Origin of the sequence: Halococcus salsus (assembly GCF_009900715.1) — an archaeon.
Taxonomy (GTDB): Archaea; Halobacteriota; Halobacteria; order Halobacteriales; family Halococcaceae; genus Halococcus; species Halococcus salsus.
Genome location: NZ_JAAAJC010000007.1, coordinates 1 through 19,216, shown reverse-complemented (window position 1 = coordinate 19,216; position 19,216 = coordinate 1). Strand labels below are relative to the sequence as shown.

General features: G+C 68.2%; 22 protein-coding genes, 1 tRNA gene and 1 pseudogene. 16 read left to right on the top strand and 8 right to left on the bottom strand.

Annotated features, from left to right (window positions below; translation table 11 throughout):
- Positions 1 to 24 precede the first annotated feature (24 nt).
- From GT355_RS14440 to GT355_RS14425, 4 genes are all read right to left on the bottom strand, one after another.
- A complete protein-coding gene (locus GT355_RS14440; RefSeq protein WP_160135275.1) occupies positions 25 to 2,001 on the bottom strand; it encodes a DUF460 domain-containing protein in 1,977 nt (658 codons plus the stop codon).
- Positions 2,002 to 2,067: 66 nt separating this feature from the next.
- Positions 2,068 to 2,754 carry a carbonic anhydrase gene (locus GT355_RS14435; RefSeq protein WP_160135274.1) on the bottom strand — a complete coding sequence of 229 codons (687 nt, stop codon included), beginning with the start codon at positions 2,752 to 2,754 and terminating at the stop codon, positions 2,068 to 2,070.
- A gap of 24 nt (positions 2,755 to 2,778) precedes the next feature.
- Positions 2,779 to 3,708 (bottom strand): ribonuclease Z, encoded by a 930-nt coding sequence (gene rnz / locus GT355_RS14430; RefSeq protein ID WP_160135273.1) that lies wholly within the window; start codon positions 3,706 to 3,708, stop codon positions 2,779 to 2,781.
- 251 nt (positions 3,709 to 3,959) lie between these two features.
- Positions 3,960 to 5,033 carry a DUF373 family protein gene (locus GT355_RS14425; protein ID WP_160135272.1) on the bottom strand — a complete coding sequence of 358 codons (1,074 nt, stop codon included), beginning with the start codon at positions 5,031 to 5,033 and terminating at the stop codon, positions 3,960 to 3,962.
- Positions 5,034 to 5,138: 105 nt separating this feature from the next.
- On the opposite strand from GT355_RS14425, the gene GT355_RS14420 reads away from it, so the two are divergent.
- Positions 5,139 to 6,131 carry a radical SAM protein gene (locus GT355_RS14420; RefSeq protein ID WP_160135271.1) on the top strand — a complete coding sequence of 331 codons (993 nt, stop codon included), beginning with the start codon at positions 5,139 to 5,141 and terminating at the stop codon, positions 6,129 to 6,131.
- On the opposite strand, the gene GT355_RS14415 is transcribed toward GT355_RS14420, so the two are convergent.
- Positions 6,132 to 6,317 (bottom strand): hypothetical protein, encoded by a 186-nt coding sequence (locus tag GT355_RS14415; protein ID WP_160135270.1) that lies wholly within the window; start codon positions 6,315 to 6,317, stop codon positions 6,132 to 6,134.
- 201 nt (positions 6,318 to 6,518) lie between these two features.
- Here GT355_RS14415 and GT355_RS14410 point away from each other — a divergent pair, with 201 nt between their 5' ends.
- The 14 genes and pseudogenes from GT355_RS14410 (at position 6,519) to GT355_RS14345 (ending at position 17,145) form a co-directional block, all read left to right on the top strand.
- Complete coding sequence (locus GT355_RS14410) at positions 6,519 to 7,322, top strand: ZIP family metal transporter (protein WP_160135269.1); 804 nt, start codon at positions 6,519 to 6,521, stop codon at positions 7,320 to 7,322.
- A gap of 70 nt (positions 7,323 to 7,392) precedes the next feature.
- On the top strand, positions 7,393 to 7,545 hold the full coding sequence (locus tag GT355_RS14405; RefSeq protein ID WP_007690961.1) for a 50S ribosomal protein L39e: 153 nt from the start codon (positions 7,393 to 7,395) through the stop codon (positions 7,543 to 7,545).
- Positions 7,542 to 7,820, top strand: coding sequence for a 50S ribosomal protein L31e (locus GT355_RS14400; RefSeq protein ID WP_120074851.1), 279 nt, complete (start codon positions 7,542 to 7,544; stop codon positions 7,818 to 7,820). The genes GT355_RS14405 and GT355_RS14400 overlap by 4 nt, the downstream gene beginning before the upstream one ends.
- A 1-nt stretch (position 7,821) precedes the next feature.
- Positions 7,822 to 8,490 carry a translation initiation factor IF-6 gene (locus GT355_RS14395; RefSeq protein ID WP_160135268.1) on the top strand — a complete coding sequence of 223 codons (669 nt, stop codon included), beginning with the start codon at positions 7,822 to 7,824 and terminating at the stop codon, positions 8,488 to 8,490.
- Positions 8,491 to 8,631: 141 nt separating this feature from the next.
- Entirely contained in the window at positions 8,632 to 9,105 is a 474-nt protein-coding gene (pfdA, locus tag GT355_RS14390) for a prefoldin subunit alpha (protein WP_160135267.1), read from the top strand.
- Between the two features lie 3 nt (positions 9,106 to 9,108).
- The gene (ftsY, locus tag GT355_RS14385) at positions 9,109 to 10,569 is read left to right on the top strand and encodes a signal recognition particle-docking protein FtsY (RefSeq protein WP_160135266.1); all 1,461 of its coding nucleotides are present in this window, start codon (positions 9,109 to 9,111) and stop codon (positions 10,567 to 10,569) included.
- Between the two features lies 1 nt (position 10,570).
- Positions 10,571 to 11,059, top strand: a complete 489-nt coding sequence (locus GT355_RS14380) for a metal-dependent hydrolase (RefSeq protein WP_160135265.1) — start codon at positions 10,571 to 10,573, stop codon at positions 11,057 to 11,059.
- A gap of 67 nt (positions 11,060 to 11,126) precedes the next feature.
- A pseudogene (locus tag GT355_RS14375) lies at positions 11,127 to 11,884 on the top strand (YqcI/YcgG family protein).
- Positions 11,881 to 12,438 (top strand): cysteine hydrolase family protein, encoded by a 558-nt coding sequence (locus tag GT355_RS14370; RefSeq protein WP_160135264.1) that lies wholly within the window; start codon positions 11,881 to 11,883, stop codon positions 12,436 to 12,438. Before GT355_RS14375 ends, GT355_RS14370 begins: the two are co-directional and overlap by 4 nt.
- A gap of 360 nt (positions 12,439 to 12,798) precedes the next feature.
- The gene (locus tag GT355_RS14365; RefSeq protein WP_160135263.1) at positions 12,799 to 14,205 is read left to right on the top strand and encodes a signal recognition particle protein Srp54; all 1,407 of its coding nucleotides are present in this window, start codon (positions 12,799 to 12,801) and stop codon (positions 14,203 to 14,205) included.
- Positions 14,206 to 14,257: 52 nt separating this feature from the next.
- Positions 14,258 to 14,842, top strand: coding sequence for a magnesium transporter (locus tag GT355_RS14360; RefSeq protein ID WP_120075026.1), 585 nt, complete (start codon positions 14,258 to 14,260; stop codon positions 14,840 to 14,842).
- Positions 14,843 to 15,400: a magnesium transporter gene (locus GT355_RS14355; RefSeq protein WP_120075024.1), complete on the top strand. Its 558-nt coding sequence runs from the start codon at positions 14,843 to 14,845 to the stop codon at positions 15,398 to 15,400.
- A gap of 68 nt (positions 15,401 to 15,468) precedes the next feature.
- Positions 15,469 to 16,038: a thermonuclease family protein gene (locus GT355_RS14350; protein WP_160135262.1), complete on the top strand. Its 570-nt coding sequence runs from the start codon at positions 15,469 to 15,471 to the stop codon at positions 16,036 to 16,038.
- 42 nt (positions 16,039 to 16,080) lie between these two features.
- Positions 16,081 to 17,145, top strand: a complete 1,065-nt coding sequence (locus GT355_RS14345; protein WP_160135261.1) for a molybdopterin-dependent oxidoreductase — start codon at positions 16,081 to 16,083, stop codon at positions 17,143 to 17,145.
- Here the strand turns inward: GT355_RS14345 and GT355_RS14340 are convergent.
- The 3 genes from GT355_RS14340 to GT355_RS14330 are packed head-to-tail and all read right to left on the bottom strand — an operon-like array spanning position 17,142 to position 18,778.
- Positions 17,142 to 17,783, bottom strand: coding sequence for an HAD family hydrolase (locus tag GT355_RS14340; protein ID WP_160135260.1), 642 nt, complete (start codon positions 17,781 to 17,783; stop codon positions 17,142 to 17,144). The two genes, GT355_RS14345 and GT355_RS14340, sit on opposite strands and share 4 nt — an antisense overlap.
- A gap of 36 nt (positions 17,784 to 17,819) precedes the next feature.
- A complete protein-coding gene (locus GT355_RS14335) occupies positions 17,820 to 18,233 on the bottom strand; it encodes an RNA-binding domain-containing protein (RefSeq protein WP_160135259.1) in 414 nt (137 codons plus the stop codon).
- Positions 18,230 to 18,778, bottom strand: a complete 549-nt coding sequence (locus GT355_RS14330; RefSeq protein ID WP_160135258.1) for an AAA family ATPase — start codon at positions 18,776 to 18,778, stop codon at positions 18,230 to 18,232. The genes GT355_RS14335 and GT355_RS14330 overlap by 4 nt, the downstream gene beginning before the upstream one ends.
- 81 nt (positions 18,779 to 18,859) lie before the next feature.
- On the opposite strand from GT355_RS14330, the gene GT355_RS14325 reads away from it, so the two are divergent.
- Positions 18,860 to 18,963, top strand: a tRNA-Arg gene (locus tag GT355_RS14325).
- Positions 18,964 to 19,216: the final 253 nt, after the last annotated feature.

Genomic DNA, 19,216 nt, shown 5'->3' with positions numbered 1-19,216 from the left:
CGCGTTCGTCGCCAGTTCGTGGGGTCAGGCCCCCTCGCCACGTTCGGCGCGGTGCTCGCTGATGACTTGGTCGACCATCGACTCGTTTCGCTCCTTCTGCCGTTCGTCGGCGCGCTCGCGCCAACCCTCGATGGCGGCCTCGACCTCGCTCTCGCGGGCGACCGCGAGGTCGTCGAGCTCCTCGATGGTGACCTCGTCGGCGGGCGCAGTGGGTATGTCGTGTTCGAACAGCACCTCGCGGGCGACCTCCGAGAGGCCGCCCTGCTTCAGGACGATACGCGGCTCGCGCTCGGCGAGCGTCTCGGCGGTCGAACGGCCCGCACCGCTCGCGTCCCGGAGGTAACAGACGTCGCCGGTCGTGAGCTCCCAGCGCTCGTCGGCCTCCCTGAGCGCGCTCTTCGTGAACTTCGCGACGGGTTTCACGGGCACGAGCCCCTGTCGTTCCTCGGCGACGTCCGCGAAGTTCGAGTGGTCGAGCCGCCAGAGCTCCTTGAGCCGGTCGAGCTTGGCCTCGATCGCCTCGGTCGCCTCGCGCTGGTCGTCGAGTTCGGTTTCGAGCCGTTCGTTCTCGCGTTCGAGCCGGTCGACCTCGCGGCGTCCGCGTGCCTCGCGGCGCTCCTCGCGCCGGGCTTCGGTGAGCTCGCGTTCGTACTCCGCGATGGTCTCGTCCTTCTCCTCGATGGTGTCGTTCAGTTCCGAGACGTGGTCGTCGAGGCGCTCGACACGCGATTCGAGCCGCTTGATACGGCGCTCCTCGGGGGTGAGCTCGCGGGGTTCGTGCTCGGGTTCGTCCTCGTCGGATTCGTCCTCCTCCGTGAGGTCCGTGAGGACGGCCTCGACGGACTCCTCGCCCGCGACCACGCGCCCGACGACGGTGCCGACGTCGACCCGGGCCGGGACCTTCCGGGCGATGCGCTCGAACCGGCTCTCGTAGTCGTCGAAGGCGAACAGCGCGGCGGCGAGCGCGTCGCGCTCGTGGTCGTTGTCGTAGCCCTCCTCCCTCGTTCGGTGCTGTTTCTCGTCCACGGGCAGGTCGGTCTCGGGGACCCAGCCCGCCGCCGAGAAGCTCCGCCGGATCTTCTCGACCGTGGAGGGCATCCGCTCGACGTCGGCGGCCACCACCACCGGCCGGCCGCGCTCGATGATCCACTCGATGACCTGGGCGGTATCGGCGGTTCGGGTGCTGAGGACGTCGAGCACGCCGCCGTCGAGTCCCACGATGGCGACCGCGGTAGTAGTACCAGGATCGATCCCCACCACGACGTGGTCGCGGCGCTTCGCGAGCGGCTCGAAGACGATGCCGTCACGGCGCACCCGCTGGATCTCGGTTCGGGTGTCGCCCGCGCGGTTCCGCGACACTGGGATGTCCGAGGGCCGGGCTTCCACGGTGAAGACCGCGTTCGAGTACCCACCGTACTTCTCGGTCTCGTCCATCTCGTAGTCGAGTCCCGCGTCGTCGAGCGCGGAGGCGACCTCGCGGGCGCGGCGCTTCACCGAGCCGTGGATCCGGCGGGTGAACCGGTCCGCGGACCACCCACCGCTACCGGTCGAACGCCCGCGCGAGACCTTCACCTCGGTGGTGTCGGTGAAGGCGGAGACCTCGTAGCCGACGTTCGCGGCGGCGAGGCGGGCGGCGGCCTCGGCCTCCTTCATCGGCTTCTTCCCGTACGGAACCCCGTGGCGGTTCGCCACCCGCGAGAGGGGTTCGGGCTGCTGGTCGCCGGTGACCTGGACCAGCCGTGTCTCGTCGGGAAGGCTCCCCAGGAACCGGACGAGGGCGTCCTTGTCCGCGGCGAGTTCGTAGACGTTGTCGGTGGCGACGATGGCCGGCTCCTCGCGGTCGATGAGCCGCCGGAGCTTCCGGTAGGAGACCACGTCGCGGTCGAAGTTCTCGCCGTCGAAGGCGACCACGGCGTAGGAGGGCGCGTCGCCACGGACGTCGCCGCTCTGGATGTCGACGCCGAACACCACCGCATCGAGCGCGCTGATGCGACTGCTCACGGGAAGCGGTAGGCGGGTCTCGGGCTTAAAACCACGGCAGGCGCTCACACCACCCGGTACGCGACGTCACGACGAGGTCGACAGCAGCGACCGCACCGCCCGCTCGTCGTCTCCGACCCGCTCCCGAAGGGCTTCGGGGTCGGTCTCGTCGTCGGCGGCGACGAGGGAGGTCCGCCCGCGCTGGTTACCGTAGGAGCAGTGAAAGTCGTAGACGAAACCGAGAACCGTCGTGTCGGTCGGGATCTCGTCGGATTCGTGGAGGAACGCGACCTGTTCGCGGACGTTGTACTCTACGAGTCGGTCGATCACGTCATCGCCATCGGCGACCGGTCCCGAGAGTGCGTCCTCGACGACGGGAACTAACGGTTCGACGCGCCGCCGGATACCCCACTCCGCGGGAAGCCCCCCACCGGTAGCGGCCTCGTAGGCCGCGGTGACCGCGCCACAGCCGGTGTGTCCCACCACCACGGCGGTTCGGGTGCCCGTGTTGGCGACCGGGTAGAGCAGGTTACCGTCCACGGAATCGGTGTCGGCGAGGTCCCACGCGACGTTGCCGATGTTCGAGGGGGTGAACAGCCAGCCGGGCTCCGTGACGTTCCACATTCCCTCCTGTGAGACCCGCGAGTCGGCACAACAGAGCGAGACGACTGGAGGTTTCTGGCCGTCGAGCACGTCTTCGAAGTGACCTTCCGGAAGGCCGTCCGCGTGGGCACGGTTGCGGGCCAGCAGGTCGGAGACGGTCGCGTTCGGCATACGGGCCGAACATCGCGGGGGGTCTTAGTCGTGCGCCTCGGGATAGGGCACTTCGACCCGGTCGCCGTCGTCGGGGAAGAACGCCGACCCGAACACCTCGCGCGCCTCGGCTTCGAGCCGGTCGGCCTCGCCCGCGTAGCGCGAGGAGAGGTGGGTGAGCGCGAGGCGTTTCGCGTCCGCGCGTTTGGCGAGCTCGGCGGCCTGTCGGGCGGTCGAGTGACCCGTCGAGCCGGCGCGCTCGGTCCGGTCCTCGGCGAACGTCGCCTCGTGGATCAGGAGGTCCGCCTCCGTCGCGGCCTCGACGGTCGCGCCGGCCGGGCGGGTGTCGCCGGTGTAGACCAGTGTTCGTCCGGGCCGCTCCGGTCCCACGACCTGCTCCGGGTCGACGGTCGTTCCGTCCTCGGCCTCGACCGTCTCGCCGCGGTGGAGCCGCGAGAACTTCGGGCCCTCGGGAACCCCGAGTTCGACCGCGCGCTCGCGGTCGAACCGACCTCGGCGGTCGTCCTCGACAAGCGCGTAGCCCACCGACTGCGTTCGGTGGTCGGTCTCGAAGGCGCGAACCTCGTAGTCGTCGTTCCGGAGGACGGTCGCGCCGGGATGAGCCTCGTGAACCCGAACGGGGTAGCCCGGTCGCGCGCCGGTGACGCCGACGAGGTTCTCGACAGCGCGCTTGGTCCCCGGCGGGGTGTGGACCGCGAGCGGCTCCTCGCGGTCGTTGAAGTCGAAGGTCTGCGTGAGGCCGGGGAGCCCGAGCACGTGGTCGCCGTGGAGGTGGGTGAGGAAGACGTGTGAAATGCCGAAGCCGGTGGAAAAGCGCATCATCTGGCGCTGGGTGCCCTCGCCGCAGTCGAAGAGAAATCGCTCGCCCTCGCGCCGGACGAACACGGCGCTGGTGTTGCGCCGGGTCGTCGGAACCGCACCGCTCGTCCCGAGGAACGTCGCTTCCAGACTCATTGGGCGAATTTCCAACTCACATCGCTTGAAACTGTCGTCTTCCCGGTGAAAACCGATCGAGTTCGTGCCCGAAACCGACGCGTCGGTTTCGACGGCGAGTGAAACCACCACAAAGCTCATTACGGAGACCCGAAAAGTCGCGGATGGGACGAGGCATACTCCCGCCCGAGGACCGGTTCGCAAGGGGCAACCCGTTGCGTGGCATCACCCGTCCTCGGGGTTTTCAGACCCCGTTCGTTCGAGCGGCGGTGCTACACGGGCTCCGGCGTGCTCGGAAACCGCGACTCCACCACCGCGAACGCGAGCGTGCTCACCAGCCCGAGGAGCGTGCCGGCGGTGAGCGCGATCGCCGTGTACGACAGTCCGACCTCGCCGAGCAGGAAGCCGCTCACGGCGTGGAGGACGGCCGCGATGGCGACGACGTAGACCGGCGCGTTGAGGTAGCGCCACCGGAACCGCTCGGCGAGGTAGGTGTCCGTGATCCGGCCGAGGCTGCTGGTGACGCCCGCCGCGGCGACCCACGGCACCGACCCCACGGTGAACGCCGCGAGGACCTCGACCGCGTTGACGGTGGTGTGGGCGTCGAGCGTTCCCAACCCGCGAACCACGCTGACCGCGACCAGCGCGACCGCCACCACGGTCGTGATCACCATCACGCGACCGGCGTAGAGCCCGCGCCGTGCCCGCGCGACGCCCTCGTCGATGACGCGTTCGAGGCCCAGCCCGCGAAAGAGGACGTAGAGACCCAACAGCGCGGAGAGCACCCCGAAGACGGCCGCGCCGGGGACGCCGAGCTGGGCGGCGGTCTCGGCGAGCGGGTAGATCAACAGGAGGATCCCGAGCGGGACGAGGATCGTCCCGCGCGTCTCGGGGTCGTCGAGCACCTGCTTCATCGTGTAGTACATCGATTCGAGGTTCTGAGCCTGGCGGACCACCACGCGCCGGACGCCGTCGATCGGCAGCCGTGATCGGATCACGGGGATCACCGACTCGTCCTGGGCTCCGTCGGTGACCACCACCGCCCGGATCTCCTCGGCCGTGGCGAGCCCCGCGAGGATCTGGTCGATCTCGTTGCCGACCTTTCGGTTCGCCGCGACCCCGCCGCTCTCGACACCCGTGACCGCCGCGACCTCGACCTGCTCGTCGCCGATCTCGTCGTGGATGTGGAGCCCCTCGAAGAGGACGTTCGAATCGGAGTCCTCCGGGTCGGCGGTGGCGAGCGCGACCGCGGCGTGCTCGACCCGCTCGCGACCCACGACGGGCGTCTCGACGCCGGCCTTCCGCCCGAGGTCGTCGTCGAGGTCGATACACAGCACGAGCAGCATTGGGCGACGGTAGGCGAGTAGCTCTTATGTGCCTTTGGGGGTCGTTGGCGGTCGAGACGTGTTTCAGACGGTTTTTGAGGCTCGGACGAATAGGAGGGACAGACAATGATCTCGAAGGGCTGTGAACAGTGCGCCAAGGGGGGCAAGATGGTGCTCTTCGTCTACGGCTACTGCGACCAGCGCGACTGTTTTTACTGCCCACTCGGCGAGAACCGGAAGAACGTCACTCAGACCTACGCCAACGAGCGCGAGGTCGAATCGGACTCGGACATCCTCGAAGAGGCCCACAAGATGGACGCGCTCGGGACGTCTATTACTGGTGGCGAACCCCAGGAAGCGATGGAGAAGACCTGTCGCTACCTCCGCCTCCTCAAAGAGGAGTTCGGCGAGGACCATCACACCCACCTCTACACGGGGATCACGGGTGGACGGGAGAACATGCGCCGACTCTCGGAAGCGGGCCTCGACGAGATCCGCTTCCACCCGCCGTTCGAGCAGTGGGGCGATCTTCACGGCACCGAGTGGGAGGAGATCCTCTACATCGCCCGCGAGGAGGGCCTCACCCCCGCGTTCGAGATACCGGGCATCCGTGCCGAGCAGGAGTTCCTCGACTTCCTCGACGAGGGCGCGGCGGACTTCTGCAACATCAACGAGTTCGAGATGAGCGACGGCAACTACCGACGAATGCAGGAACAGGGCTTCGAACTCCGCGAGGGCCACATGAGCGCCGTCGAGGGGAGCCACGACATCCTCGAAGCGATGGGCGACCACGAGAAGGTCTACTTCTGTACGTCGGTGTTTAAGGACGCCGCCCAGCACCGCAACCGCCTCAAACGGATGGCCGAGACCATCCGGCGGGAGTTCGACGAGGTCACCGACGACGGCACCCTCGTCTACGGGAAGGCCTGGGAGACGGCCGAGAAGCTCGCCCAACTCGGCGTGCCCGAGGAGTTCTACATCGAGAAATCCGACCACGTCGAACTCGCGTGGTGGCTGCTTGAGGAGATGGTCGAGGACGGCGAGGTCGGCAAGGGCGAGATCGTCGAGCAGTACCCGACCGCGGACGGGACCGTCGTCGAGCGGACGCCGCTGGCCTGATCAGCCCCAGCCGAACCGCTCGATCTGATTGACTTCGTCCGATGAGAGTTGGCTGAAGAGGTCATCCACCAGTTCCGATTCGAGGGAGAACGTCATCTGCGAGTTGTCGTATCTTGCAAAGAGTTCTCGTCCATCATCGTCATAGAAGACCGAACTGATGAGTCCGCCACCGAACAGCCGAAGCACCGCATCGAGGACCGCCTCCGATGCGTCGACAGTACCTTCGAGCCACGTACCGCGGAAGCCGTGCCGTTCGAATCCAAGGCCGGTTTCGGTCTTTAGTCGCTCGAACGCCTCGGATTCGGCCCCAATCGAAAGGGAAGCACGGTTGAGGTGCGCCTAAAACTGAAAGGTAGTTGATATGTGTCTCGGTCTCCTTCCGTCGGTATGGAACCGGACCTCCTGGCGGGGCTCACCCTGGTCTTCGTCGCGGGGCTCCTCACCGCGCTCGCGACGGGCCTCGGCGCGGTGCCCTTCTTCTTCGTCGACGACGTGAGCGACCGGACCAACGTCGTGCTCTGGGGGCTCGCCTCGGGGATCATGGTCTCGGCGTCGACGTTCGGGCTGGTCTTCGAGGGCCTCGCGCAGGGCACGCCCGCCGAACTCGCGCTCGGGCTCCTCGCGGGGGTGGCGCTCGTGGTCGTGAGCCAGCGCGTGCTCTCGGACATCGAGGTCCACCCGCGTCACTACGAGGAGGCCGACTACCGGAAGCTCCTGCTCATCCTCGGGGTGCTCACGGTCCACAGCTTCCCGGAGGGGGTCGCGGTCGGCGTCTCGTTCGCCGACCTCGACCTCGGGGGTGGGGTCTCGCTCTTCGGGCTCACGGTGCCGGTGCTCGCGGTCTTCATGACGGTCGCCATCTCGATCCACAACGTGCCGGAGGGCGTCGCGGTCTCGATACCGCTCCGGTCGATGGGCGTCTCGAACCCCCGGATGGTGTGGTGGGCGGTGTTTTCGAGCCTCCCCCAGCCCGTCGGCGCGGTGGTCGCCTTCTACTTCGTCCGGATCGCGCGCGACCTCCTCGCGGTCGGGTTCGGTTTCGCCGCCGGCGCGATGGTCTACCTCGTGCTCGCGGACTTCATCCCCGAAGCCCGCGAGATAGGGGCAGGGCTGCCGGGCGGCGGTCGTCGGGAGCTGGCGTTCGGGCTGGCCGTCGGCGTGCTCGTCATGCTCCCGCTGGCGGTCGTCTGAGGCGAGCCGCGTCGGTGAGAAGCAACCAAAAGGACAAAGATATAAGCCGAGGCGGGATAGGACTGCCACCATGAGCAAGAAGTCCAAGGCGAAGAAGAAGCGCCTCGGCAAACTCGAGCGGCAGAACAGTCGCGTGCCGGCGTGGGTCATCATGAAGACCGACCGCGACACGATGCGCAACCCGAAGCGACGCAACTGGCGGCGCTCGGACACCGACGAATGAGCGCCGACGACTTCGAGGAGCGCGTCGTGACGGTGCCGCTCCGCAAGGTCAAGGCCGGGCCCAAACACGAGGGTGCCGACCGCGCCATGACGCTGATCCGCGACCACCTCGCCCAGCACTTCAAGGCCGACCCCGACGCCGTGCGCCTCGACCCCTCGATCAACGAGGCGGTCTGGTCGCGCGGCCGGAAGAAGCCCCCGAGTAAGCTCCGGGTGCGCGCGGCTCGATTCGAGGAGGAAGGCGAGCGGGTCGTCGAAGCAGAACACGCGGAATAACGTGCTCCGCGCGGCCTTTTCCGGTTCGGCGTACGTCGGGGTCTTCGCGAGCGCCACCGACGACTGCCTCCTCGTCAGACCCGACGCCGAGGACGACTTCGCTGCGGAACTCGCCGACGAGCTCGGCGTCTCGCCAGTGAAGACCACCGTCGCCGGCTCCGGGACCGTCGGCGCGCTCGTCACCGGCAACTCGAACGGACTGCTCGCGAGCGAACGCATCACCGACGCCGAACGCGAGCGGATCGCCGACGCGACCGACCTCCCCGTCGCGACGCTCCCCGGTCGGATCAACGCCGCCGGCAACGTCGTGCTGGTCAACGATTCGGGGGCCTACCTCCACCCCGACCTCCCGGACGAGGCCGTCGCGACCGTCGAGGAACACCTCGGGGTCCCGGCCGAGCGCGGCGCGCTCGCGGACGTTCGCACGGTGGGCACTGCGGCGGTCGCCACCGACCGAGGTGTCCTCTGTCACCCTAATTCTACGGACGAGGAACTCGACTACCTCGAAGACCTCCTCGGCGTGCCCGCGGATATCGGCACCGTCAACTACGGCGCGCCGCTCGTCGGATCGGGGCTGCTCGCCAACGAGAACGGCTACGTCGTCGGGCGGGACAGCACGGGGCCCGAGCTCGGTCGTATCGAGGACGCGCTCGGCTACATCGACGGCTGAGACCGCGCGAGTCCCGACGGCTCGACCGTCGTCCGACGAGAGGACAAGGTTCTTCCGACGTGCTCACCCAGCCCCGGGTATGGATACGTTCGTTGCTACGTTCGGGATCGGAGTCGAAGCACGCGCCACGGAGGGCGGCCGATGAGCCTCGGTGGTGGCGGCGGTGGCGGTCAGCTCGAACAGCTCTCCCAGGAGCTCGACGTGCTCGAACAGCAAAAGGAGGCGATGGAGGCCGAGATCGAGGGCTTCCGTGACGAACAATCGGAGATCGACGAGGCCACCGAGGCGCTCGACGCGCTCGAAAGCGGCTCGACGGTCCAGGTCCCGCTCGGCGGCGACGCCTACGTCCGTGCCGAGATCCAGGACCTCGACGAGACGGTCGTGAGCCTCGGCGGCGGCTACGCGGCCGAGCAGGACGAGGCGGGTGCGGTCGAGACCCTCGAACGCAAACGCGAGGCGCTCGACGACCGGATCTCCGAGGTCGAAGCGGAGATCGAGGAGGTCGAGTCCGAACGCGAGGAGCTCGAACAGCAGGCCCAGCAGCTCCAACAACAGCAGATGCAACAGCTCCAGGGACAGATGGGTGGCCTGGGCGGGGAATCGGACGACGAATAGGCGATGTTCGACGGACTCAAGGACCGGCTCAGCAGCTTCCGGGACGACGCCGAGGAGGAGATCGACGACGCGGCGGCGGAGGCCGACGAGACCGACGAAACGGCAGCCGCGGCCGAACCCGACGAAACGGTCGTGGAGTCCGAAACGACGACCACCGAATCGGAGGCGGCTCCCGAACCGTCGGTCGAGGACGAACCCACGCTCGACGGGGCCGAACCGGAGGCAGCCGAGGACGAGCCGTCGCCGCTCGGGGCGGATACGGACACCGATCCTTCGGGTTCCGCCGGCCTCGACGACCCTGCTGGATCCGTCGACTCCGGCGACTCGACGGGTTCGGAGTCGGCCGACGACCCCGCCGAACCCATCGAAGCGTCGGCGGACGAGCCGACCGCGTCCACCGTGGAGACGAACGAGTCGGACGCCGCTGCAGCCGAACCGGTCGAGGAGACGCCGGCGACAGAGGCGGCCGAGACGACGGACACCGAGACGGACGACGACCAGCCCGAGCGTCGGCGGACCCGGCTGAACCGGCCGACGACGGTTCCGGACGAGGAGGAATCGGAGAACGAGAACCTCGGGTTCGGGACGCGCGCGAAGCTGTTCGCCACCGGCCAGTCGCTGATCGAGGCCGCCGAACTCGAGGGTCCGCTGTTCGAGCTGGAGATGGCGCTGCTCGAGAGCGACGTCGAGATGACGGTGACGGAGGCGATCCTCGACCGGCTCCGCGAGGAGCTCACCGGCGCGACGCGCGCCCAGGTCAAGGGCACGGGGACGGTGGTCGAGGAGGCGCTCGCCGAGTCCCTTCGAGAAGTGATCAGCGTCGGCCAGTTCGACTTCGACCAGCGGATCGCCGAGGCCGACAAACCCGTGACGATAGTGTTCACGGGGGTCAACGGGGTCGGAAAGACCACCTCGATCGCGAAGCTCGCGCGCTACTTCGAGGAACGCGGCCTCTCGACCGTGCTCGCGAACGGCGACACCTACCGGGCGGGCGCGAACCAGCAGTTGGCCGAACACGCCGAGAACTTGGGGAAGAAGGTCATCGCCCACGACCAGGGCTCGGACCCGGCGGCGGTGCTCTACGACGCCGTCGAGTACGCCGAGGCCCACGACATCGACGTCGTGCTCGGGGACACCGCGGGTCGACTCCACACCTCGAACGACCTGATGGCCCAGCTCGAGAAGATCGACCGCGTCGTGGATCCGGACATGACGATCTTCGTCGACGAGGCCGTCGCAGGCCAGGACGCCACCAACCGCGCCCGGGAGTTCGACGACGCCGCGACGATCGACGGCGCGATCCTCGCGAAGGCCGACGCCGATTCGCAGGGTGGAGCCGCGATCTCGATCGCCCACGTCACCGGCAAGCCGGTGTTGTTCCTGGGCACCGGCCAGGGCTACGACGACATCGAGCGGTTCGAACCCGACGTGCTCGTCGACCGACTCCTCGGCGACGACGACTGAGGTGTACCGCCCGGGCCACGTCGGCGTCGGGTTGCTGTGCTACGCGCCGGTCAGCTACTTCCTGCTTTCTGCGGGTCGGGTCGCGCTGGCCGTCGCGGGGTTCGTCGTCGTGGTCTGGTTCGCGATGGTGCCCGACCTCGATATGCGGACCCGGTTGCTCACCCACCGGGGTGCGACCCACACGCTGGCGTTCGCCATTCTCTTCGGGCTCGCTTGCGGCGCGGGCGGCTGGGTTCTCGGGACGCGACTCGTCGGGTTCGGGCCACGCCTCCTCGCGGGCTTCGGTGGTTTCCTCGGCGCGTTGGTCGTCCTCGCCCACCTGTTCGCGGACTGGCTGACGCCGATGGGGATCGCCCCGTTCTGGCCGGTCTCGTCGCGGCGCTACTCGCTCGGTCTCGTGACCGCCGCGAACGGGGGTGCGAACGCCCTCCTTCTCCTCCTCGGTGCCGGTTCGACCGCCGTCGTCCTTCGTCTCGTTGGGCTGATCTGAGACCGAACGGTCGATTCTCGTCGCCGGAATCGGAAGACATACGCGTACGAGCCACGAAACCGACTGTATGAGCGGTTCGCTCCCGAGCGGATATCTCGACCAGTCGACCCTCCGGGACTGGATCGACACCGACGAACTGCCCGCGTGGGCGGTCGAGCAGTACGAAACCTTTCGGGCGACGATGCTCGACACCGACGCGCCCTTTCCCTGTTACTTCGGGTCGAGAGCGAGGCGACCGGGATGGCGCGCTACGCGTTCTGCGAATCGACGACGGACGAGGACGCACTCACGGAACTCCGGGAGACGCTGTACGAGTACGCGAAGACCTTCGATTCCTTGGGTGAACGCGTCTCGCTCGTGGTCTTCTTCGCGCCGCCCGAAACCCCGCTGACCGAAGCCGAGTACGGCGAGCGACTCTGGGGGGTGCTGCAGTACCTCCACGACACCGACCCGGAGCCGTGGCCCTACGAGATCCCGGCCGACCCCGACGACCCCCACTGGGAGTTCTGCTTCGGCGGAGTGGCGATGTTCCCGACGGCGCGCGCGCCGTTCTACGAGGAGCGCCGGAGCCGCCACAACCCGCACGGGCTAGAGATCACCTTCCAGCCGCGGGCGATCTTCGAGGGGATCACCGGCGACACCGCGGCGGGCCGGCGGGCGCGCGAGGTCATCCGCGAGCGTGCCGACGAGTACGACGCGGTCTGTCCCCACGCCGACCTCGGCGACTGGGGGAATCCCGACGACCGCGAGTGGAAACAGTACCTCCTGCCCGAGGCCGCCGGGGAGAGTCACGAGGTCTGTCCACTCGAAATCACGAAACCATGAGCCACGAGACGCTTCCCGACGACGCCGTCCTCCTCGTGGTCGACGTCCAGCAGGGGTTCGAGGAACCGGGCTGGGGCGAGCGGAACAACCCCGACTGCGAGAAGCGTATCGGCGGCCTCCTCGCCACGTGGCGACGGTCCGAGCGCCCGGTGATCCACGTCCGGCACTGCTCGACCGAACCCGACTCGCCCCTCCGGCCCGAGAGACCTGGGAACGCGTTCAAGTCCGTGGCCGAACCCGAGGCTGGCGAGCCAGCGGTCGAGAAGTCGGTCAACAGCGCGTTCGTCGGGACCGACCTCGAAGCCCGACTCCGGGAGGCGGGCTACGACACCCTCGTGGTCGTGGGCCTCACGACCGACCACTGTGTCTCGACCACCGTCCGGATGGCCGCGAACCTCGGCTTTCGGGTGGTCGTGGTGGCCGACGCGACCGCGACCCACGAGCGGGTCGGCTACGACGGTGCGACCTACGATGCCGAGCAGAGCCACCGCCTCGCGCTCGCCCACCTCAACGGCGAGTTCGCGACGATTGTAGAGGCCGACGCGTTGCTGTAGCGGTCGGCGCGCGCTCGCGATCGGTCCGAACGACAGTGAGGGCCGATCGCGGACATTGTGCGAGGGATGAGCACCGCAGCGAGTGAAACGAGCGAGGAGCGCAGTCGGTTGGGGAGGCGTGTGGACGGTGTGGGGCGGTGGCGGGAGTGTTAGTGATTGTACCGCGAACGAGGCCGGAGGCCGAGTGAGCGGCCTTTTTAGTCCACCGGAGGACGCTTCGCGTCCTCCGAGCCTTGCTTCGCTACGCTCAGCAAGACAGGTTTTCCTTCGTCGGGTGGCCTCCCGCTGGTCGGCCACCACTCCTCGAAAAAAGTGGGTGTCCAGAAGGGCTTTAGGAACCACACGGCGTAGTGGTGGCAAATGGTACTCGACGACCTCGGGAGTTCCCTCCGGGGAACCCTCAACCGACTCCAGGGCAAGACCCGCCTCGACGCCGACGACGTCGAGGAGGTCGTCCGGGAGATCCAGCGCTCGCTGATCCAAGCCGACGTCGAGATCAGCCTCGTGATGGACCTCTCCGACCGGATCGAGGACCGTGCGCTCAACGAGGAACCGCCAGGGGGGACGACGGCTCGGGACTTCGTCCTCCGGATCGTCTACGAGGAGATGGTCGATCTCGTCGGGGAGAGCACGGATCTCCCGCTCGAATCCCAGACCATCCTGCTCGCGGGGCTCCAGGGCTCGGGGAAGACCACCACCGCCGCGAAGATGGCGTGGTGGTTCTCGAAGAAGGGCCTCCGGCCCGCCGTCATCCAGACCGACACCTTCCGGCCGGGGGCCTACGACCAGTCGAAGCAGATGGCCGAACGCGCGGAGGTCACCTTCTACGGCGACCCCGATAGCGACGACCCGGTCGAGATCGCCCGCGAGGGACTCGAAGCCGCCGACGAAGCCGAGGTCAAGATCGTCGATACCGCGGGACGGCACGCGCTCGAAGACGACCTGATCGACGAGATCCGCGCGATCGACGACGTCGTCGAACCCGACCGGAGTTTGCTGGTGATGGACGCCGCGATCGGGCAGGGGGCGAAGGACCAGGCCCGGCGCTTCGAGGACGCCATCGGTATCGATGGCGTGGTCATCACCAAGCTCGACGGGACCGCGAAAGGTGGTGGGGCCTTGACCGCCGTCAACGAGACCGACTCCTCGATCGCGTTTCTGGGAACCGGCGAGACGGTACAGGACGTCGAGCGGTTCGAGCCCAACGGCTTCATCTCCCGACTGCTCGGGATGGGCGACCTCAAGCAGCTCGCCGAGCGGGTCGAGCGCGCGATGGAGACCACCGACGACGAGGAGGACTGGGACCCCGAGGACATCCTCCAGGGCCAGTTCACCCTGAAGGACATGCGCCACCAGATGGACGCGATGAACAAGATGGGGCCACTCGACCAGGTCCTCGATATGATCCCTGGACTCGGGGGCGGGCTGAAGGACCAGCTCCCCGACGACGCGATGGACGTCACCCAGGACCGAATGCGGAGCTTCGACGTCGTGATGGACTCGATGACGGATTCGGAGCTCGAAAATCCCCGTTCGGTGGGCGCGAGCCAGACCCGCCGGATCGCCCGCGGGAGCGGCCAGCCCGAAGAACGCGTTCGGGAACTCCTCGAACAACACCGGATGATGGAACGCACCCTGAAGCAGTTCCAGGGGATGGGCGACGCCGACATGCAGCGGATGATGAAGCGGATGGAGCAGGGCGACGGCGGCGGTGGCGGCATGGGCGGGATGGGTGGCATGGGCGGCGGTGGCGGCCCGTTCGGCTGAGGCGGTAGCCAACGGAACGAGTTTTTACCGCTGGCGGCGGTTCTCTCGGGTGATGAGTATCGTCGAGGTCGCGCGCGAGGCCTACCGTGAGGCGCTGCCGGCGCTGTCGGCGAGCCTGGTCGGTGGCCTCGTCGCGGGCGTCGTCCTCGGCGGGATGCGGACCGAACTCCGGATGATCGACGGGCTCTTGGTGCTCGTGCCGGCGCTGCTCGCCACCCGGGGGAACGTCTACGGCTCGTTCGGCGCGCGGCTCGCCACCGCGCTCCACCAGGGGTTGATCGAACCCCGGGTCGGGGCCGGCGACGACCGCCTCGTCGCGGCCATCGTGGCCGCGATAACGAACGGGCTGATGGTGAGCAGTTTCGCTGCCGTCGCGGCCTACGTCATCCTCGGGGTCCTCGGTCGGCCCTCGGCCCCCGTCACCACTCTGGTCGGCGTCGCCGTCATCGCGGGGCTCCTCTCGGGCGCGGTGCTGACGACGGCGGTGGTCGTCGTGGTGTTCGCGGGCTATCGGCGTGGCTACAACCCCGACACCATCGTCGGCCCGGTGGTGACGACGACGGGCGACGTCTTCGGCCTCGTCTTCCTCCTGCTCGCGGCCCGGATCGTGCTCGCGCTCGGCGGGGGTGGGGGCTGAGTGCCGACCGAGTGGACCGTTCGGGCGATAACTCGCGCCACGGTGCCGGTGCTCGTGGTGCTCGCGCTGGTCGAACTCGGCAGCGGGCTGGTCCTCGACTCGTTTCAGGCCACCCTCCTCCGGTATCCCTCGCTGCTCGTGCTCGTACCGGTCACCATCGGCACCGCGGGCAACCTCGGGAGCGTGCTCGCCGCGCGACTCTCGACGGCCTTCCACCTCGGGCGGCTCTCCTTCTCGCCGACGGACGAGACCCTCGCGGGCAACGCGCTCGCCACCGTCGGGCTCTCGCTCACCATGTTTCCGGCCGTGGGTGCCGGCGCGTGGCTCCTCTCCGAACTCCTCTCGGGCACCGCGCTCTCGTTGGTCACGGTTCTCGTGGTCGCGACCACGAGCGGGGCCGTGCTCGCGGTACTCGCGGTGTTCGTCACCGTGGTCGCGACCTACCTCGCCTACCGATTCAGCCTCGACCCCGACGACGTCGTGATCCCGGTCGTGACGAACGTCTCCGACGTTCTGGGTGTCTTGGTGCTGTTCGCGGTCGTCCAGGTCGTGGTCTGAGCGACCGATCCCGCGGCGTTCCCTGCCGGTTCCATCGGTTTCAGCACGTCCTCGGGAGTGGGTGAGCCGTGAAAGCGACCGTGCCGCTGGTCTGTCTCCTCGTCGTACTCGCCGGCTGTAGCGGACTCACGGGCCCGACGAGTCCCGGATCCGCCGGGTCGACGTCGGGCTCGGCCGACGGGAGCTCGTGGACTGTCACGGTCACCGACGTGATCGACGGCGACACGATGGACGTGCGTTTCGCGAACGGCACGGCCGACACCGTTCGGCTCCTCGGGGTCGATACACCCGAGGTCTACGGCGAGAACACGCCCGACGAGTTCGAGGGGGTCCCCGACACCGAGGCCGGCGCGGACTGGCTTCACGGCTGGGGCGAGAACGCGAGCGCGTTCGCCGCCGACGAACTCGACGGTCGGCAGGTCACGGTCGCGCTCGACCCGGCCGCCGACACCCGCGGGAGCTACGGCCGATTGTTGGTCTACGTCCGCGTCGACGGGCAACCGTTCAACCGACAGCTCCTCGTCCGGGGTTACGCCCGGTTCTACGACGCGCCGCTGACGCGCACCGATGCGTTCGAACGGGCCGAGACGCGTGCCCAGCGCAACGGAACCGGTCTCTGGGGGTACGGAGCCGCGTGAGTCGTCGCGGGGGTTAACCCGTCGGAAGCCCTACCGGAAACGATGGCGCGCTCGCGGTTCGAACTCCCGCCACGGCTGGTCGACTGGTCGATCCTCGTCACCGTGGGGTTCGTCGCCGCGACCGGTCTCCTGACCCTGATATCGGGTCGTCCGGCCGATGCCGTCGTGTTCGCCCTCCACGGCGCGGGCGGGCTGGCGCTCGTCCTGCTCCTCTTCTGGAAACTCCGGCGGGTTCGGCCACGGGTCACGATGCGACGGGCCTGGGACCGTCACACCCCGGTTTCGATCCTCTTGGCCCTCCTCGCCGTGGCGGCGCTCGCCACCGGCGCGGTCTGGTCGTTCGGCGTGACCCCCCGCCTCGGCCCGTGGCCGCTCCTGTTCGTCCACATGGTCCTCGGCGCGCTCGTGGTGCCCGTCCTGCTCGTCCACCTCCGAAGCCGCTTCCGGCTTCCGAGCACCCGCGACTTCGAGGGTCGACGGACCGCGATGTCCTCCCTCGCCGTGGTGGGCTTCGGCGCACTGATGTGGCGGCTCCAGCGGACGGCGAACCGCGTGCTCGAAACCGGTGGCGAGGACCACCGCTTCACCGGTTCGACGGAGGAGGGCTCCGACGCCGGCAACGCCTTTCCGGTCACGAGCTGGGTCGCCGACGACCCGGAGCCCATCGATCCCGACACCTGGACCCTCCGCATCGGGGGTGAAGCCCAGCGAGAACTCGAACTCACCTATCCCGACCTCGACCCCGAGAACGGCGATCGGGCGACGCTGGACTGTACCAGCGGCTGGTACTCGACCCACGACTGGCGCGGGGTTCGAGTGGGGGACCTCCTCGATGCCGTCGAACCCGATGAGGGGGTCGAATGGGTTTCCTTCCGGTCCGTCACCGGCTATCGCTGGAGCCTCCCGATCGAGGAGGCCCGCGAGGCGCTGCTCGCGACCCACGTCGACGACGAGCGCCTCGACCACGGCCACGGCTACCCGCTTCGGCTGGTGGCCCCCGGCCGCCGCGGCTTCCAGTGGGTGAAGTGGGTCGAGGCGGTCGAAATTACCCGTCAGCGCGACCTCGGCGAGTGGCTCGTGATATTCGTGAGCGGCTTCGACGGTTAGGCTAGCGAATCAAGCAGGTTCGTGAGCGACCCGAGGTCGCGGACCTGCGTTCCGGTCGTTGCCTCGGGGTTGAGATGAATCGGGACGAAACCCGCTCGCTTGGCACCCTCCACATCCGCCTCGTAGTCGTCGCCGATCATCACGTAGGTGTCGGCGTCGACGCGCTCTCTCGCCAGCTCGAACGGCGCTGGGTCGGGTTTGTGCGCGCCGGCCTCGTACGACGTGACCACTGCCTCGAAGCGTTCGAGCAGGTCGTGATGGGCGAGCTTCGCTCGTTGCCACTCCGGCACGCCGTTCGTGATGACCCCGAGGTGATGGCGCTCCGCGAGCGACTCGGTCAGCGTTCGAGCGCCATCGTTCACGGCCGTCATCGCCACCTCCCGTTCGCACAACTCGGCGACGAGCGCCTCGGGGGCGACGTCGCTCTCCGCTTCCGCGCGAACCGCCCGCATTCCGTGCCGATACGGCTCCGGTTCGGTCGCCACGAACGCCTCGTAGAAGGTCTCGTTGTACGTCTCGACCAGTGGTGGCGTCGAACGGCCGAGGCACGCGTGCAGCGTCGCTTCGATTACCTCGCGGTAGGGTTCCGTGAATTCGAGGAGCGTTCCGTCGAGGTCGAAGAAGACGGCCGTGGACATACGACCCGTTCCCGTCGGGACGCAAAGCCGCTGTGGTCAGTCGTCCCGTTCGAGCGGCGTGCCGTCCTCGGTCGGCGGCGCGACGTGGTCGATGTACGCGGCGACCGAGGGCTCGTGGACGTGCACCTCGAAGCGGATCCCGCCGAGTTCGTCGGGATCGCCCACCGCGAAGTTGACCACGCCCACGAAGGCGGGCTGTTTCTTCAACACGAACTCGATGACCTCGCCCTGGGTACCGGCGGCGAACTCGTTGCGGGCGCTGTCGAGGATCTCCTGTTCGTGGAGGAGTTCGGAGAACCGGTCCAGACTGTGGGCCTCGGCCCGGACCTCGCCGGGCGCGCGCTCGATGTCGGCCTCCGGCACGAGGCGTTCGACTGCGTCGACGACCCGGTCGGTGACCTCGGTGTCGTGGACCGGCGCAGTCACGTCGATATCGACCCGGTAGATCATGGTTCCTCCGTCAGGAGTCCGCGGATCTCCCCGTGGAACGCCGCGAGGGTATCCGTGTTCTCGATCACGACGTCGGCGCGCTCGATGGCGGCGTCCATCCCGAACCCGCGCTCGCGCTCGTCGCGGGCCGCGAGGCTCTCGCCGCCCTTCTCGACGGGTGTATCGCGTCCACGGGCGCTGATTCGGTCGGCCCGCGTGTCGAACGGGGCGTCGATGGCGACCAGCGTGAACGACTCCCCGAAGGCCGACTCGAAGCGTTCCACCTCGGTATCGGAGCGGATCCCCTCGACGAGGACGGTCTCCGCGTCGTCGAGCGCGGCCTCGATGGTCGGGAGCGAGCGCTCGGCGATGGCCCCCGGCCCACCCTCCTCGCGGAGTGCCTTCGCGACCGCGCCGTGGTGGTCCGCGGGGTCGAGCCCGCGTTCGCGACACGCCTGCCGGATGACGTCGCCCATCGTGACCACCGGAACCCCCCGTTCGCGTGCGACGGTCGCGGCCTCGCTCTTGCCGCTGCCCGGAAGGCCGACGACGCCGATGACCTGCATGGGCGCGATTGGCCGGAATCCGGGTTAAGCCCTCCGCACTCGACCCAACCGCTTTTATCCGTTCCGCCGAATCAGAATCCGGGGCACGTAGCTCAGTCCGGATAGAGCGTCGGACTTCTATCCGTGTCGCGATAGCGCCATGGGGAGTCATCCGACGGTCGCGGGTTCGAATCCCGTCGTGCCCGTGAGCAGCGTGGCGGCTTCGCCGCCACGGACCGTTCGAGCGGGTGTCACCGACCCGCGAGAAGGCGAGCGACAGCGAGACGTGGTGAACGACGGAGACGGGATTCGTATCAGGGAGTGAAGTGAGCACAGCGAACGGAACGACCGTGGTTCGGTACCCACCTTTTGCTGCGCTCGTTCGCTCGCGATGCTCGCTCACTCGTCCCAAAATCGCGGAGCGATTTTGTGTGCTAATCAGAACTGCTTCGCAGTTCT